The organism is Flavobacterium sp. NLM, assembly GCF_002210235.1.
In the GTDB taxonomy this organism is placed as follows: Bacteria; Bacteroidota; Bacteroidia; order Flavobacteriales; family Flavobacteriaceae; genus Flavobacterium; species Flavobacterium panici.
The window spans coordinates 43,278-58,591 of sequence record NZ_LIAC01000024.1; the positions used below are offsets into that span (position 1 = coordinate 43,278).

Below are 15,314 nucleotides of genomic sequence, written 5' to 3' on the forward strand. Positions count from 1 at the left end.
ATATTTCGCCCATTTGCTTCCCGTTTATTTAAAACATGGAGAGTTTTGGTACTGAAATGTTTCGGTGCAAAAATAGATTGGTCGGCGCATGTTTATGCCTCCGTAAAAGTATGGGCTCCGTGGAATTTAGAATTGGGCAAAAATTCCAGTTTAGGGCCAAAAGTGGATTGTTATAATCAGGGAAAAATAAGCATTGGCGATAATACCATAATATCGCAAAAAGCCTATTTATGCGCCTCTACGCATGATTATACTAAAAAAGATTTTCCTCTACTATTAAAACCAATCACAATAGGAAACGGAGTATGGATTGCTGCCGATGCTTTTATTGCACCGGGAGTTTCTGTAGAAAATTATTCTGTTGTTGCGGCCCGTTCTGTAGTTATTAAAGATGTTGAAGAAAATTCCATAGTAGGAGGAAATCCTTCCAAATTAATAAAATTTAGAAGCTTTGAATAAAATTCCAATTTCCGTAATCGTTTCTGTCAAAAACGAAGCGCAGAATTTACCCTCATGTCTGGATAAATTAAAGCGATTTTCCCAACTAATTGTGGTCGATTCAGGCAGTACTGATGATACCATAATTATAGCAAAAGCTATGGGAGCCGAAGTATTGCAATTTCAATGGAATGGTAAATTCCCTAAAAAACGCAATTGGGCACTGCAAAACGCCAATCTTCTCAACGAATGGATTTTGTTTCTCGACGCCGATGAATTTGTTACCGATGAATTTGTCAACGAAATAGAACATAAAATTCAGGACCCAACATATAACGGTTTTACGATTCGTTTTGAAAACTATTTTATGGGAAGAAAACTCAAATACGGGTACGGATTTCAAAAATCGGCACTATTTAAGAAATCAAAAGGGGCTTACGAAAAAATCGAAGAAGATTTATGGAGCCATTTAGATATGGAAGTACACGAACATCCTATTATCGAAGGTAAAGTTGGCGTTATTAAAGCAAAAGTCGTGCATAAAGATTTTAAAAATCTGGAACATTATATAGACAAACACAATGCTTATTCTAGTTGGGAAGCCCAGAGATATTTACAAATCAGGAAATCGAATAACACGCTTTTATCCTTAAACCAAAAAATTAAATACGGACTTCTTAATACAGGATTACTTCCTGCAGTTTATTTTTTTGGCGCTTATTTTTTAAAGCTGGGTTTTTTAGATGGAAAAGAAGGATTTTATCTGGCACGTTTTAAGTCACATTACTTTTTTCAAATTCAAACAAAAATTGATCTAATCAAAAACAAGAATTAATATGAAACGAATATTAATAACGGGAGGAGCCGGATTTGTAGGTTCACATTTATGCAAAAGATTATTGAATGAAGGAAACGAAGTAATTTGTCTCGACAATTACTTTACCGGAACCAAATCGAATATTATTGATTTAATCGATAATCCGTATTTTGAAATGGTACGTCACGACATAACAGAACCTTATTATGCTGAGGTCGACGAAATTTACAATTTGGCTTGTCCGGCATCTCCGGTACATTATCAGTACAACCCCATAAAAACCATAAAAACATCGGTTATGGGCGCAATCAATGTATTGGGATTAGCCAAACGAGTTAAAGCAAAAGTGCTGCAGGCCAGTACGAGCGAAGTATACGGCGATCCTTTGGTACATCCGCAAACTGAAAATTATTGGGGACACGTAAACCCAATTGGAATTCGCTCTTGTTATGATGAAGGGAAACGATGCGCCGAGACTTTGTTCATGGATTATCACAATCAGAATAAAGTTGCGATTAAAATCATCCGAATTTTTAATACTTACGGGCCAAACATGAATCCGGCAGACGGAAGGGTTGTTTCGAATTTTATTGTGCAGGCTTTACAGGGAAAAGATATTACCATTTTTGGAGATGGTTTGCAAACGCGTTCTTTTCAATATGTTGATGATTTAGTCGAAGGCATGATTAGAATGATGGCTTCAGATCGTGATTTTTTAGGCCCCGTAAATCTGGGAAATCCAAACGAGTTTACGATGCTCGAACTAGCGCAGGCCATTATTGAACTGACAGGTTCATCATCAAAAATCATTCATCTTGGTTTACCGCAGGACGATCCCAAACAAAGACAGCCCGATATTTCTTTGGCTCATAACAAACTAAATGGCTGGAAACCTCAAATAGAATTACGTGAAGGTTTGACTGCTACAATCGAATATTTTGACCAATTATTGCTAAATCAGGCAAAGCCTTCTTTTTCACAATTTCCTTATTAAGGAAATAATATAAATGATTTTCAACTTAAAACTTTGACTTTTAAGGGTTTTAACGACAATTGAGGCGGTTCATCGAGAACTTTTTTTAGTAGAAATCTTTTGTTTTAGTTTTATATGGAAATTATGTAACATTTTTATCCTAAAGTATAATTACTGATGAAAATTACCATAATTACAGTGTGTTACAATCGTAAAGCTACGATTGAAAAAGCGATTCAAAGTGTGCTTTCACAAAATTATCCTGATATCGAATACATCATTATCGATGGTAATTCTAAAGATGGAACACAGGAGATTATAGAATCTTATAAAGATCGAATTTCCAAATATATTTCAGAACCTGATAAAGGTATGTATGATGCCATTAATAAAGGTTTTCAACTGGCAACAGGAGATGTAATTGGTTTAATGCATTCTGATGATGAGTTTTACGATCGAAAAGCGATTTCAAGAATTGCGGCTCGTTTTGAAAATGATAATACTATCGACGGAGTTTACGGCGACGGAATTTATGTTTCTAATGATAAAGAAGAACGTTTGATCCGCGATAGAATAGGAGGCGTTTTCAGCCTTAAAAGAGTTAAAAAAGGATGGCTGCCCCTTCATCCAACGGTTTATTTGAAAAAAGCTGTAATTGATAAACATGGTTTATACAACCTTGATTTTAAAATAGCATCAGATACCGAGTTTTTGCTCCGCTATTTGTACAAGCACAAAATTAATATGAGTTACATCGATGCCTATATCGTAAAAATGAGAATGGGCGGCATGAGTACCAGTTTAAAACGTGCTTTTGAAGTTTTATACGAAGATTATAAGATTTATAAGTTTCACGGTCTGGCAGCAATATTTGTTGTCTTTCTTAAAAAAAGCATCGCTCTGAGGCAGTATATAGTTCATTAATAAAAGGATAAATATTGATCGATCAGTATTTTTTTCATCATAGTGAACATAGGTCTCAAGCAGATTTATTTCAATAGAATTTAGAGTAATTAAAAAACACTAAAATACACTACGATGAACATGAAGAAAATTTTACTTCCGATATTTTTATTGCTTTTATTAATGTTTCAGTCTTGTACCACAAAAAAAGAAATGCTGTATTTACAAGATTTAGACAGCTATGCAAACTCGACTTTAGTTTATACATCGACCAAAATACAGCCCAACGATATTTTAAAAATTGATGTAGGAGATCTTAATCCTGTGGTAGCGGCGCCTTTTAATATGAATGTGGGAACTACCAACGGACAAACTTCTGTAGAAATGATGAAATTATCAGGTTATTTAGTGACTCCGCAGGGAAACATCATGATGCCTATTTTAAATGAAGTAAAAGTAGGCGGCTTAACGCCAACTAATGCAGAACAAAAAATAAAAGAACGCTTAATAGGCGAAGGTTATTTAGTAAATCCTACCGTGCAGGTTCGGGTACTCAACAATAAATTTACCATTTTGGGAGAAGTAAATTCACCCGGCGTAATCCCTTTTAGCGAAGAATCTATCAGCCTTCTCGACGCCATAGGACTGGCAAAAGATTTAACCTATTCTGCCGTTCGAACAGATATCAAATTGATTAGGGAAGTTGACGGAAAACGTTTGGTTTTTCATATTGATCTAACCACAGCTTCCTGGATGAACAACCCAAATTTCAGAATCAGGCAGAACGATGTTATTGTAGTAGAACCCAATAAACTAAAAGCAAACAGCGGCGGTTTAATCAAAGATCCTATACAGGTTTTGGGTATAACAGCTTCTCTTTTAGCCGTCGTTTTACTTATAGCTCAGTAAAAATGAGCAGTTTGAAATTATGATTATTGTTACGAATTCTGTTGTATAATTAATTGAATAATTATGGATTTTAAAAAAGAATTTTTAAAGTATCTCAAGTTTTGGCCTTGGTTCCTGCTTAGTTTAATTTTATGCGTTGGTGCAGCATTCATTTTTATCAAAATAGTGCCGCCAACGTACCAGACTTCGGCTATGATTTTTTTGGATAAAAAACAAGAAGACAAAACGAAAATAATAACCATTAGTACAGATCAAAAAAATAACGAAGATAATTTAGACGACGAAATCAGATTGATTACATCCAATGAGTTTTTGCTGGGTGTAGTAAAGAATTTGAATCTAAATGTGAGTTATTTTGAAAAAGTATATACCACACAAAATAATAATGTAAATGAGGTTCCCTTTGTTTTAAAACTAACGGTTTCTAAAGATTCTTTACCGCAGGTTTCGTATGAAATTAAAGTAGATAAAGGCGGCTTTATTATAACTGATGTTGCTGCAGAAAAAAAATACCGTGTCAATGGATACGATGGAAAAGAAGCCGTAAGCGGTCTGCCATTTAAAATTAGATTAGCCTCAAAAGCAAAGAAAAACGCCTCGTATTATTTTGATAAAGAATATAAAGTAAATCTTGAACCAACAGATGCTGCTTTAAAAGAATTAAAATCATCGCTTATTGTTTTATCTGATGAAAAATCAAAAGGAACAATCGAGTTAAACCATATTAGTTCTGATCCTGTACGCTCACGAAAAATATTGAATGAAATTATCGTTTTGCTGGATAAAAGCATTGTAATCAACAAACAAAAAACGTTTACCAATACGGTTACTTATTTAAATCAAAGGATAAAAAGCTTTACCAAAGAAAAAGATTCGATTGAAAGTGTAAAAGAAAGATACCTGCAAAACAATGAAATAGCCGTAATGGACAATTATATTGCTGAAAAAACAGCCGACAGAAGTCAGAAAACGGAAAGTTCCTTACTCAACGAAAAACAAATTTCACTTGCCAATTATGCCATTAACGACATCAGAAAAAGAGAGCCCGGACAAACTTTAGGCACCAATTATAATTTAGAATCATCGATTGTCAATCAAATGCTTTTAAATTATAATACAAAGCTCATGGATAGTGAATTAATCCTGCAGAGAGCACAAAAAAACAATCCGGCCTATATTACTTTAATGACCCAGTTAAGAGTTTCAAAACAAGAAATATTGAATTCTTTAGAAGGGTATTTAAACTTTCTGAACCAAAACAATATCGTCAATAAAACTCAGGAAAATATTGCCGCTTCAAAAATTAAAAACATACCTACACAAGATAAAATATTGGGTAACATCAATAGCAATCTTAGTATGAAAGAAGAAACCTATGTGGCATTATTACAAAAAAAGGAAGAAGCAGTTTTGAACGGAGCAATCTTAGAATCCAACTTAAAAACTTTAAATGCGCCAGAAACGAATTATTCAGCAATTTTCCCTCAGCCTAAATCCTTTATGCTGGGCGCGTTTCTGTTTGGTTTACTACTTCCTTTTGGGATAATATACGTTCGTTTATATCTGGATACCAAAGTACATAACGAAGAAGATATTCAAAAAGTCATTGCCAATATTCCTATTTTGGGACATATTCCTAAAATAAATACCAGCGAAAAGTTAGAAAATACAGCGACTTCTCATTCGTTAATTGCAGAAGCAACGCGTACATTAGTTTCTAACATTCGCTATTTGCTGCACAAAAAAAAGGAAGACAAAGGAAATATAATCCTGTTTACGTCTTGTATTCAGGGAGAAGGAAAATCCTTTTGTGCCTTTCATAATGCGGTAACTATTAGTAATCTTAATAAAAAAGTATTGCTAATTGGTGTTGATTTAAGAAATCCTCAATTGCATGAATATTTCAATATCAATAAAAACGTATCAGGCCTTACCAATTACCTGGCGAATAAAAATGATGACTGGAAAGAATTCCTGCAAAAAGACACTAATTATTCTAAAAACCTTGACATTTTGCTCGCTGGTGAAGTTCCTCCAAATCCTTCTCAATTAATAACCAATTCTAATTTTGAAGTATTAATTGAAGAAGCAAAAGATCTATACGACTTTATAATATTAGATACCGCTCCCGTACAAATAGTGTCTGACACGCTCAACTTTAGTCATTTGGCAGATGTTACCGTTTTTGTTGTAAAATACGATTATACAGATAAGAGCAATTTAGTTCAGGTAAGTAATTTTATTAAAAAAGAGCAATTAAGGAATGTTGGTATTTTGATCAATGCCGTAAATATGAAAACGGCATACGGATATGGTTATGGCCGAAACTACGGTTATCAGTATCAGGAATTGAAAATAAAAAGACCTTGGTATAAAAGAGGTCTTAGAATAAAAGAAGCCTAAGTTATGTTTTTTCCCGCCGCAAATTCACCCCAAATAATAAAAGCACATTTACAAAAAAATTAAATAGTGAACAATGTTTCAAAAAATAGTTCTGTTGATATTGCTTGTCGTTATTGGTGTTGTTTTCTATTTTTCCTGGCTCCCCGATCCTAGTTTAAGAACCGAAAGTTACCTGCCAAGATGGCTTTTAAACTGGAGTAATCATTATTATAATCTACGTACAGCTGTTCCTTTTTTAGCCGTTGGTTTTCTGCTAGAAGCATATGTACAGCAAAAGAGCCCGAATGAAATAAATCAAAGCAAAAATTTAAACTTCATACAAAACATAGGCATCGCTGCCATAATTGTTTGTATAGCCGAAGGAGGACAGTTTATAGTTCAAAAAAGAAACCCCGATATCATGGATGTTTTTTATGGAATTATAGGAAGTATAGCAGGAGGATTGTTTTACAATTTATTCAAAAAATTTAAAAAATGCGAAACAGACATAAATTTACCTTCATAATCTGCTGCGCAATTGCAGACATGATCGCTATGATACTTGGTACTATAGTGTTCCTGAATTTTGCAAGCGAAGAGAAGATAGGCTGGAATGCTTTGCTTTTGGATAAAATGATTCCTATTACAATTTTAAGCTGGTTATTCTCGGTAACTTATTTTCAATTGTATCGAATAGATGTTCTATTTAGTTTAGAATACTTTTTTCGCAACAGCTGGCGTGCTTTTTTTACACAAAGAATCTTGTGGCACAGTTATATTTTTATTTTTCAGGATAACGTTCTTTACTTTTTTGGAAGTCGGGCTAATTTGTTTCAGTTGAGCTTTTTACTGTTCTATTTCCTGTTGTCCAGAATTTTATTTACACTGGTAATTGGAGAAATTAAAGGATGGGTTTTTAAACAATATACAGTTGCCATATGGGGTTTCAATAAAACGAGTATTGAGTTAGCTTCTCATCTGGAAACCAATTCGTTTTTTATTCAGTTTTTGGGCATTCTTAACGAAAATTCGACCGCAGATTATAAAAGCAATGAAGAATTTAGCGAAGCACTTTCTGAAGCCATTCATAATGCATCCAGAGATCATATTAATGAATTGTACATTGTATCCAAACCTGATTTTATTTCAGATTTAAACTATTTTTTTGAGCTTGGTGACAAATACTGCATGCGCTTAAAATTTGTCCCTGACTTTTCATCCATCTCAAAAAAACATTTTAACTCCAGTCATTTAAATAATTTCCATGTTATTAAACCTCGTTTTGAGCCGTTACAAAATGCTTATAACAGATTAATTAAAAGAATATTTGATATTATTTTCAGCCTTATGGTGATTGTTTTTATCATGTCGTGGCTTTATCCTTTACTGGCTATTTTGATTAAAAGACAAAGCAAAGGCCCGGTTTTATTTAAACAAATGCGAACAGGTAAAAAGAACGAACCTTTTTGGTGTTATAAATTCCGAAGCATGTATATGAATTCCGGAGATGAAAGCCAGCAGGCCAGAAAAGGAGATTCGAGAGTTACGCCAATTGGAAAATTCCTGCGAAGGACAAGTTTAGATGAAATGCCCCAGTTTTTTAATGTTTTGATGGGAAATATGAGTATTGTTGGGCCGCGCCCGCATATGATTAAACACACAACAGATTACAATTGTCATATCAATAATTTTATGGTTCGCCATTTTGTTAAACCAGGAATTACAGGACTGGCTCAGGTTTCCGGACTTAGAGGGGAAACCAAAAGGGTAGTCGACATGAAACGCCGCGTTACTACAGACATACAATACCTGCAGCGCTGGAGTTTAATTACAGATATTAAGATTTGCTTGTTAACCGTTATTGTGACTCTGAAAGGAGATAAAAATGCTTTTTAAATTTAAAAACTAGAAATTATGGACATTACTAATTACTTTATTGGTGTACTCACAGGAGTTTCTGTGACAACCTTTTTTATTGGAAAAGAATGGTATAGATATTATACTAAATACACGATTCAGCAAAAACAACTCGACAGGGTTTTGAAATTGAATGATAAAATAAAAAAGCTAAAAAGCTTAAGTACCGCAGATACACCAAACCTTAATGCAGGTATTTAAGATTTTTTCTAATTTACAATTTAACTCAAACACTTACTTACAGCTTAAAAAGAAAACAACAAGCCTTTTATTTTTTTATGAAGTAAACATCTTCGTTGATTTTTTGATTCTTTACTATATTTTTACCAAGAACCACCTACAAATAAACTGCACTCAAAAGTTTACACGATTTATAACCAAATAAGATAAAAATGAGCTCGATATTTATTGGGCTCATTTCCTTTTACATTTATCTTAATTCCTCATTGTTGTACTACCTTTAGACACTCTTTAATTTCTTGTTTTAAATATCCTTTTATCTTTTAAATTTCATGATATAAAAGTGGCTCTGATTTTATATTCCAAAGAAATTTTCTATCACTGTATTATTAAAATATAATTTATTTATAAGAAAAGTTAAATGCTAATTCTTAAGAGATGATCAGAAAAAAAAGAGTTTTAGTTAGGGACAATAAAGGGATTTTTTTAAAAATGTTTAAAAGAAAATTTAAAAATGACTTTGAATTTTCTGAAGACTCTTTTTTATTGAAAAACGAGAATAAATCAAACCAATACGATTATTCTGTATTTGTAATCTATGAGTATTCGGAACTCGTAGAATTTTTCAAATTAGAAAGTATAAAAGCAAATTTTATGGTTTGCCTGTTTAGTAAACACCTTTACAACAGCATGTCATTAATAGGCGAAATCAAAGGCTTATTTTTAATAGATGCCTCAAAAACCAAAATAGAAGTTTTGCAGGATTTAAAATTCAATTTTAAGAAATCCTCCAGCCATATTCCAAAATTACCGGATAAGAAATTTGTAATATCCAACATGATCGAAAAACAACTCGAAATACTGCAGAGAGCCCTGTATTTTATGATGTAAATAAAAACACTAAAAGCTAAAAACCATCCGCCGATGCAGATGGTTTTTTTATTTTTTCTAATAACAATTTTTAATTAATTATTTTATGCTTCGCCATTTGCTATTGCAGTAATTGCCGAAATAGAAGGCAGAAGCAAATAAGCCGTTCCGCGGGTTACTACAAATTGAGGCAGAGGTCCATCGATAACAATGTTGTTTCCATCTTCCATAGGAATCGTAAAATTAGGATCGATATTGCCCGGTAGCGGCACAATACGATTCGCAACCAAAGGATCTTGCGGCGTATTTTCGGCAGGATCAAAAACATTGCTGAAATTATTCAGGTTAATCCATCCATAAAGCGTTTCAAACTGACTGCTTAAATCGCCACAAAGAAATAAACCAATCAATCCGCGGTCTGCTTTAGGATCAATTGATAAAGGCGGACCATACGGCATTCCTCGTCTTATAATACGCGGCACAGTATCTGAACCAGCTACTTCAACACCTTCATCACGTGGATTTGATACTCTTGTATGTGCAGAAAACGGACATTTAAGCCCTTGCATATCATCTTTTAAATAACCAAAATCAGTAGCTTTAGACGTATCATGTTCCGGTTTGTCTGGCGAAAGTACTAATGGAGAACCATTTCTCCATCTTCCGCACATTTTCGCAGCAAGCCATTCTTCTGCATAATCCTTCGTGTTTTTAATTTGCGGTGCAATCGATTCAGCCTGTGTATCAAGAAAGTTATTAAAAGCTTCAACATCCTGATACAAAATTCGAAACGCATTATAACAGCCGTTTTTAGCAAAAGCAGCTTCCGGCCCTGAAAGTGGCCCCGGAATTGGATTGGGAAGCGTACTGTAACCTATTAAAAAGTTGTTGAGGTCTTGCTGATCTTTTCCCGCAGGATTATCATTCAAATTAGGTTCATCAATTGAATCCCTGTAGCGAAAATGAATATAATCGGATGGCACTAATAGATATTGTTCTAATCTTCCGCTTTCAGATTCTAAAGGTTTCAACTCCGTAACCATTCCGTTACTTTTCAGGGCGGCATCAGTTATAATGCCTACAATTTTTTCCTGTGCCGTTGGGTTCATTGCATACGCATGCACCACACAATGCACATCTTCATTGCTGAATTTTTGATTCCACCATTGATCAGGCGCACCTGTACCATAATCTCCTAAAGACTGCTGTGCATTATTGACATCCCACGGGCCTTTTTTAAACGTAGAAGGAAAGCTGGAGTTTTGAACATTAAGACTTGGTTTTACAATTTCAATTCCGTTAGCCGTAAGCCCAATATTCAGCATGATTTCAGGTTTTAAAGCGCCCCAGTCTTCTGCACTTTGCAGGTATGGAAGCAAATCCTTAAAAAAATCCTGAATATATTTTAAATTAGAAATGTCGTTATCGAATTTAAAAAGCATATGTACAGAACACGGATGCGTATAACCGTTTATGATAAGGCCTTGTATATCGCTTAATTCTGGTGCTGCAGCCTGAGGTGTTTGTGTATAATTCATAAGATTAAGTTTGGGTTAAAGAAAAAAACAGCCGGATCAAATGACACAGCTGTAATTATGAATACTTTTTCTTATTTATTATTTAGAAAACTTAGCTACAATTTGCTTTACAGATTGTGGATAAGCATAATAAAGATCCTGAGACTGGCTAAGATTACGTTCATTAATAAAATTAGAGAAAATCGTATATGTAATATCGTCCGGGTTAGTTGGGAAATCTGCCGGTTTGTTTGCCCATAAGGTAATAACTAAAATAAATGCGGCTCTAATAGTAGTCGAATTATTAAAAAATGCTTCTAAGTAAGAATTCATATTTCCGTCAAATTCTGTAATAATTAAAATTCCCGCAATACCTTTTCCGTCAGTATTAGGTACAAGGGCAATTCGTGCATAATGCACAATCGCCATTTTATCCAGAGAAGCTTTTGTTATAGGATTATTAAAATTTTCATAAGCTGTCTGAGCTGTTGCCTGTGCTTCATCAGTTTGATAAATAGGAACATACATTGTTAATGGATTCACGGTTTGCATAATAGATTCTGTTTTTTGGATTTTGCTTACTCTTTGTTCCCGTTTTCAGCATCGCGGGTAATTGAGGTGATTGAAGCCGAAATTACTCGAGATAGAAAAGGCATTAGGAAAAAATGACACCAAACGGGAATTATCAGTCATAAAAGAGATTTTATGCGGGATATTTCTATGATTAAGTTTATTGGGTTAACTCTTGTTTTTATTGCGTTAATACCATTAACCGATACAGAGTACATTTAATTATTAAAAATACGCCTCAACTTAAATTATAAGAATGTACTTTAAATACCTATTGACTTGTATCGTTTTGTTTTCAATTAATGCAAATTCACAAATTGTAGAAGAAAAAAAGAATTTCCGCGCCGCAGATTCACTGTTAAAAGAATCCAGTTTTTCTGTTCACAGAGACAATTATTTTTTAACCGGCGTACCCGTAAATGAAGCAATTACCCGAAATTCTGCCGACGTAAAATACCAGATAAGTTTTAAACTCCGATTAACATCGAAACCTTGGGTGGGTGGTTTTTTTCCTTATTTAATGTATACTCAAAAAGCATTTTGGGACATTTACGCCAACTCAAAACCATTTTCTGAAATTAATTTTAATCCCGGTTTTGCCGTTGTACGTCCGTTTTATTTAAAAGGAGGAAGGCTTACTTACGGAACAATTTCCTTAGAACATGAATCAAACGGGAGAGATTCTATTTATTCCAGAACCTGGAACATGCTTGCCTTTTCCTTAAAATCGCAGGTTTCTCCGCGATGGACTGTGGGAATCAGAGGATGGATTCCGCTTGTTGATAAAGATGATAATCCTGAACTAACGAAATATGTAGGTTACGGCGAAGCGAGCGCAACATATCAAATTCAACCCGGACGCTGGAGTGCCGATATTCTGTTTAGAAAAGGAAGCGGGCTTATTAATTATGGCTCCTTGCAGACACAGGTAAACTGGAGACCATTTAAGCATGAAAATTATTATCTCACGCTGCAATGGTTTGTGGGTTATACAGAAAGTTTAATCGATTATCAGGAACACAAAAGTATGGTACGTTTAGGTTTTACGATTAAACCTGAAAATATGGGAATTTTTTAAGCAGTAAAATCATTTTTTACTCGCTGCCCAAAATATAGAATTTCTCAAAAGAGTAGTGTAAGCTTCATTCTCAAACAATTCAGGAGAATGTCCCATAAAAATATAAACGTTTCGGGATTTAAAATGATCGTTTGTCCAGACAACCGGGTGATCGCCCATTTTTATTTCTGAGTTAGGCTCATAAGTAGCTTCATCTACTGAAGCCAATACATGAACATTCGGGCGAGGACTTTTATCGTAAGTATACCATTCTTCTTTTTTAATCAAAAATTCAGGTGAAATTCCTTTAGTAACCGGATGCAATTTGTCTTCAATATTCACTTTCGCATTCGCAAAAGTGGCAATGTAATTTTCAAAACGTATTCCTCCCATAAAATCAGAAAACCATTTCCACATGGGGTAACCGTCAAATTCGCCCAATAAAGTCGCGTGATGTAAACCAATCCAACCGCCATTGCCATCGTTCATGTATTTTTCAAATGCTTTCATAGATTCATCACTCCAGGTATATGGAGGATAATCCAGCTGAATAAAAACTTTGTATTGTTTTAAAAAAGCATCCTTAATTTTTGCCGTGTTTTCAATGTAATCAATCGTAAAACTGCTGTCAATTGCCAGTTTGTTCAGCCACGGTTTTGCCGCTTTTGAAAACGCCAAATGATGTCCGCCGTTTTCATACAAAACCAAAGCTTTAAACTTTGATTTTTTTGATTTTTGAGCGGTACAATCTACCTGAAAAGCGAAGATTGTTATAAATAAGATTAGAAATTTTTTCATCTAATAATTCAAGTTTTTTTATCTGAATTTTATTTGTCTGCCAAAGCAGTAATGGCTTGTAAAAACCAAGCTGAATGCGGAATCCATTGTTCTGTCCAGCGCCATTCATCATTGCCGTCAACATCCATTTTAAAATCGATTCCGGAACCGTCTGGATTTCCTTCTTTGCCCGTAATTCCGTTAGAAATGCCGCCTTTCTCAGAACCATGACCATAATTTGAATGCATATACGGCACATTGGTTTCTCCAAATTCATATAAAAAACATACCGAATACGGATTGCAGCCTAAAATCCACGATAATTGCTGTGAAGCATATAAATCAAGCGGTTTTTTCTCAGCGCCATTATTTTTCACAGTAACTACTTTTCCGCCTTCAATTGCAGCTGTAGCCAGCGATGCTAATCTGGCGTTTTCTCCCTGCCACCACCAGCCGGTTTCATTATCATGCGGAATAAAAAAGCCATCTTGTACTTTGCCGTTAAACAAGAAACTTTGGCGTGCATAACCAAACGGATTTTCTACATTATTGGTAACGGCTAAATTATATTCTAAAGCCTTTTTGATCACATTTTTGGCATTCTTTATTTCGTTGCTGTCGGTTTCTTTTTTCAAATATCTTGTCAAAGAAACTATTGGTAAACCTGCATCTGCAGCATGCCAAAACGGACGATTTCCGTCATTACTTCTAAACCAGCCTTGATCTGTCATTCGGTTTTCAAGATTGCGCGCCCATTTTCTGGCTTCATCTTTATAGAAATTATCATTGGTCGCAATCCATAATTCTGTTGTAGCCATTAAAGCGCAATAATCATCAATAATATTTTCTTTTCCGTCATCATCATATTTAGTATTATTTACTAAAAGATGTGCATAAGCACGTTTAGCTCCGTCTAAATATTGCTGAGAGGTAAAATCACCGTTTTTCTTCCATTGCGAAATTCGGGCAAGTGCGGCAATTGCCATTCCTGCGCCTTCGCGAAAAGCACTTTGATATTCGTCTGTTGTTACACTATTGGCTTTAAGCCCAACAATTCTTCTCGCAGCAGGATTTTTATCAAAATAGCTGAAAACGATCATGTAAAAATAATCCTCTTTTGATAAACAGCGCATCATATAATCTGCTCCCCAAATGGCTTCATTATCTAGCGAATCTTTTATTTTCCATTGCGCCAACTGTTTCGGAATGGTTTCAGATGTATTAATAAGTGACCAGGTTACCAAAGGTGTCTGCTGTGGAGAAACAAAATTAGCATAAGCCAAATGCGAAAAATATTTACTCACATCGCCAGATGCATCACACCATCCGCCGCGAACATCTGCTGTTTTTGTACTGCCGTATAAAAGCATGTTTTTGTCGGCTTCGAGTTCTTCGGGCGTGTTGGCTCTTTGTTTGTTATAATAATGAACTATCGAAGAAATAACTCGTTTTGCCAGTATATTTTCTTCAATCGAAAAACTAGCCGAAGTATAAATTTGATCTGCAATTTTAAAAGTGATTTTATAAGTTCCGGGTTTTTGAAAAGAAGAGAAATCAGCTTTATAAAATTTTTCACCAAGCTTCCAGTCGTCCACATTTTGCGGTTTCCCAATTAATGCCGTAAATACGGTTTTATGAGTTTTAGTATCAACAACATCAAAAGATGCATTTTCACTAAGATTACTGGGATATGCTATAATGGCTATTTTGGGGCTTTTCGGATCAAAACCAACCTGATTTACATAAATTCTGGTATTACTATATGCCATTACAGAAAGAAACAGCACTATTATGAGATATCTTAGTTGTTGACGGAGTTTTAGCATAGTTTATTTTTTATAAAGCAAAATACAAAAAAGTGAAAGTTTATACTACTTTTCTATTCGCCTAAATTTCATTAAAAAATCAGGAATAATTTGAGGAACTTATTTTTACTACGATTGTAAGTAAAATCAAGATAAAAGTGATGTGTATTTGATGTGCTTTTTATTGCAAAACAAAAAA

General features: G+C 34.4%; 15 protein-coding genes. 11 read left to right on the top strand and 4 right to left on the bottom strand.

Annotation, left to right across the window (positions count from 1 at the left end):
- Positions 1 to 45 precede the first annotated feature (45 nt).
- The 10 genes from APR43_RS22655 (at position 46) to APR43_RS22700 (ending at position 9,410) form a co-directional block, all read left to right on the top strand.
- Positions 46 to 459, top strand: a complete 414-nt coding sequence (locus APR43_RS22655; RefSeq protein ID WP_240514980.1) for a putative colanic acid biosynthesis acetyltransferase — start codon at positions 46 to 48, stop codon at positions 457 to 459.
- Positions 452 to 1,273, top strand: a complete 822-nt coding sequence (locus APR43_RS22660; RefSeq protein ID WP_053470213.1) for a glycosyltransferase family 2 protein — start codon at positions 452 to 454, stop codon at positions 1,271 to 1,273. Before APR43_RS22655 ends, APR43_RS22660 begins: the two co-directional genes overlap by 8 nt.
- 1 nt (position 1,274) lies before the next feature.
- Positions 1,275 to 2,249: a UDP-glucuronic acid decarboxylase family protein gene (locus APR43_RS22665; protein WP_205720345.1), complete on the top strand. Its 975-nt coding sequence runs from the start codon at positions 1,275 to 1,277 to the stop codon at positions 2,247 to 2,249.
- Between the two features lie 156 nt (positions 2,250 to 2,405).
- Entirely contained in the window at positions 2,406 to 3,152 is a 747-nt protein-coding gene (locus APR43_RS22670; protein ID WP_053470211.1) for a glycosyltransferase family 2 protein, read from the top strand.
- Positions 3,153 to 3,266: 114 nt separating this feature from the next.
- Positions 3,267 to 4,040, top strand: coding sequence for a polysaccharide biosynthesis/export family protein (locus APR43_RS22675; RefSeq protein ID WP_082356346.1), 774 nt, complete (start codon positions 3,267 to 3,269; stop codon positions 4,038 to 4,040).
- A 63-nt stretch (positions 4,041 to 4,103) separates the two neighbouring features.
- Positions 4,104 to 6,443 carry a polysaccharide biosynthesis tyrosine autokinase gene (locus APR43_RS22680; protein ID WP_053470209.1) on the top strand — a complete coding sequence of 780 codons (2,340 nt, stop codon included), beginning with the start codon at positions 4,104 to 4,106 and terminating at the stop codon, positions 6,441 to 6,443.
- A 73-nt stretch (positions 6,444 to 6,516) separates the two neighbouring features.
- A complete protein-coding gene (locus APR43_RS22685) occupies positions 6,517 to 6,948 on the top strand; it encodes a VanZ family protein (protein WP_053470208.1) in 432 nt (143 codons plus the stop codon).
- Complete coding sequence (locus tag APR43_RS22690) at positions 6,918 to 8,318, top strand: exopolysaccharide biosynthesis polyprenyl glycosylphosphotransferase (RefSeq protein WP_053470207.1); 1,401 nt, start codon at positions 6,918 to 6,920, stop codon at positions 8,316 to 8,318. Before APR43_RS22685 ends, APR43_RS22690 begins: the two co-directional genes overlap by 31 nt.
- An 18-nt stretch (positions 8,319 to 8,336) precedes the next feature.
- On the top strand, positions 8,337 to 8,540 hold the full coding sequence (locus APR43_RS22695) for a hypothetical protein (protein WP_053470206.1): 204 nt from the start codon (positions 8,337 to 8,339) through the stop codon (positions 8,538 to 8,540).
- Between the two features lie 471 nt (positions 8,541 to 9,011).
- On the top strand, positions 9,012 to 9,410 hold the full coding sequence (locus tag APR43_RS22700) for a hypothetical protein (protein ID WP_123959181.1): 399 nt from the start codon (positions 9,012 to 9,014) through the stop codon (positions 9,408 to 9,410).
- Between the two features lie 83 nt (positions 9,411 to 9,493).
- On the opposite strand, the gene APR43_RS22705 is transcribed toward APR43_RS22700, so the two are convergent.
- Both APR43_RS22705 and APR43_RS22710 read right to left on the bottom strand, forming a co-directional pair.
- Positions 9,494 to 10,927, bottom strand: coding sequence for a Dyp-type peroxidase (locus APR43_RS22705; RefSeq protein WP_053470204.1), 1,434 nt, complete (start codon positions 10,925 to 10,927; stop codon positions 9,494 to 9,496).
- A gap of 78 nt (positions 10,928 to 11,005) precedes the next feature.
- The gene (locus APR43_RS22710) at positions 11,006 to 11,458 is read right to left on the bottom strand and encodes a hypothetical protein (protein WP_123924567.1); all 453 of its coding nucleotides are present in this window, start codon (positions 11,456 to 11,458) and stop codon (positions 11,006 to 11,008) included.
- 274 nt (positions 11,459 to 11,732) lie between these two features.
- Here APR43_RS22710 and APR43_RS22715 point away from each other — a divergent pair, with 274 nt between their 5' ends.
- Positions 11,733 to 12,554 carry a phospholipase A gene (locus tag APR43_RS22715; RefSeq protein WP_053470202.1) on the top strand — a complete coding sequence of 274 codons (822 nt, stop codon included), beginning with the start codon at positions 11,733 to 11,735 and terminating at the stop codon, positions 12,552 to 12,554.
- 9 nt (positions 12,555 to 12,563) lie between these two features.
- On the opposite strand, the gene APR43_RS22720 is transcribed toward APR43_RS22715, so the two are convergent.
- Complete coding sequence (locus tag APR43_RS22720; protein WP_053470201.1) at positions 12,564 to 13,331, bottom strand: ThuA domain-containing protein; 768 nt, start codon at positions 13,329 to 13,331, stop codon at positions 12,564 to 12,566.
- 29 nt (positions 13,332 to 13,360) lie between these two features.
- Complete coding sequence (locus tag APR43_RS22725; RefSeq protein WP_082356345.1) at positions 13,361 to 15,136, bottom strand: glycoside hydrolase family 9 protein; 1,776 nt, start codon at positions 15,134 to 15,136, stop codon at positions 13,361 to 13,363.
- Positions 15,137 to 15,314: the final 178 nt, after the last annotated feature.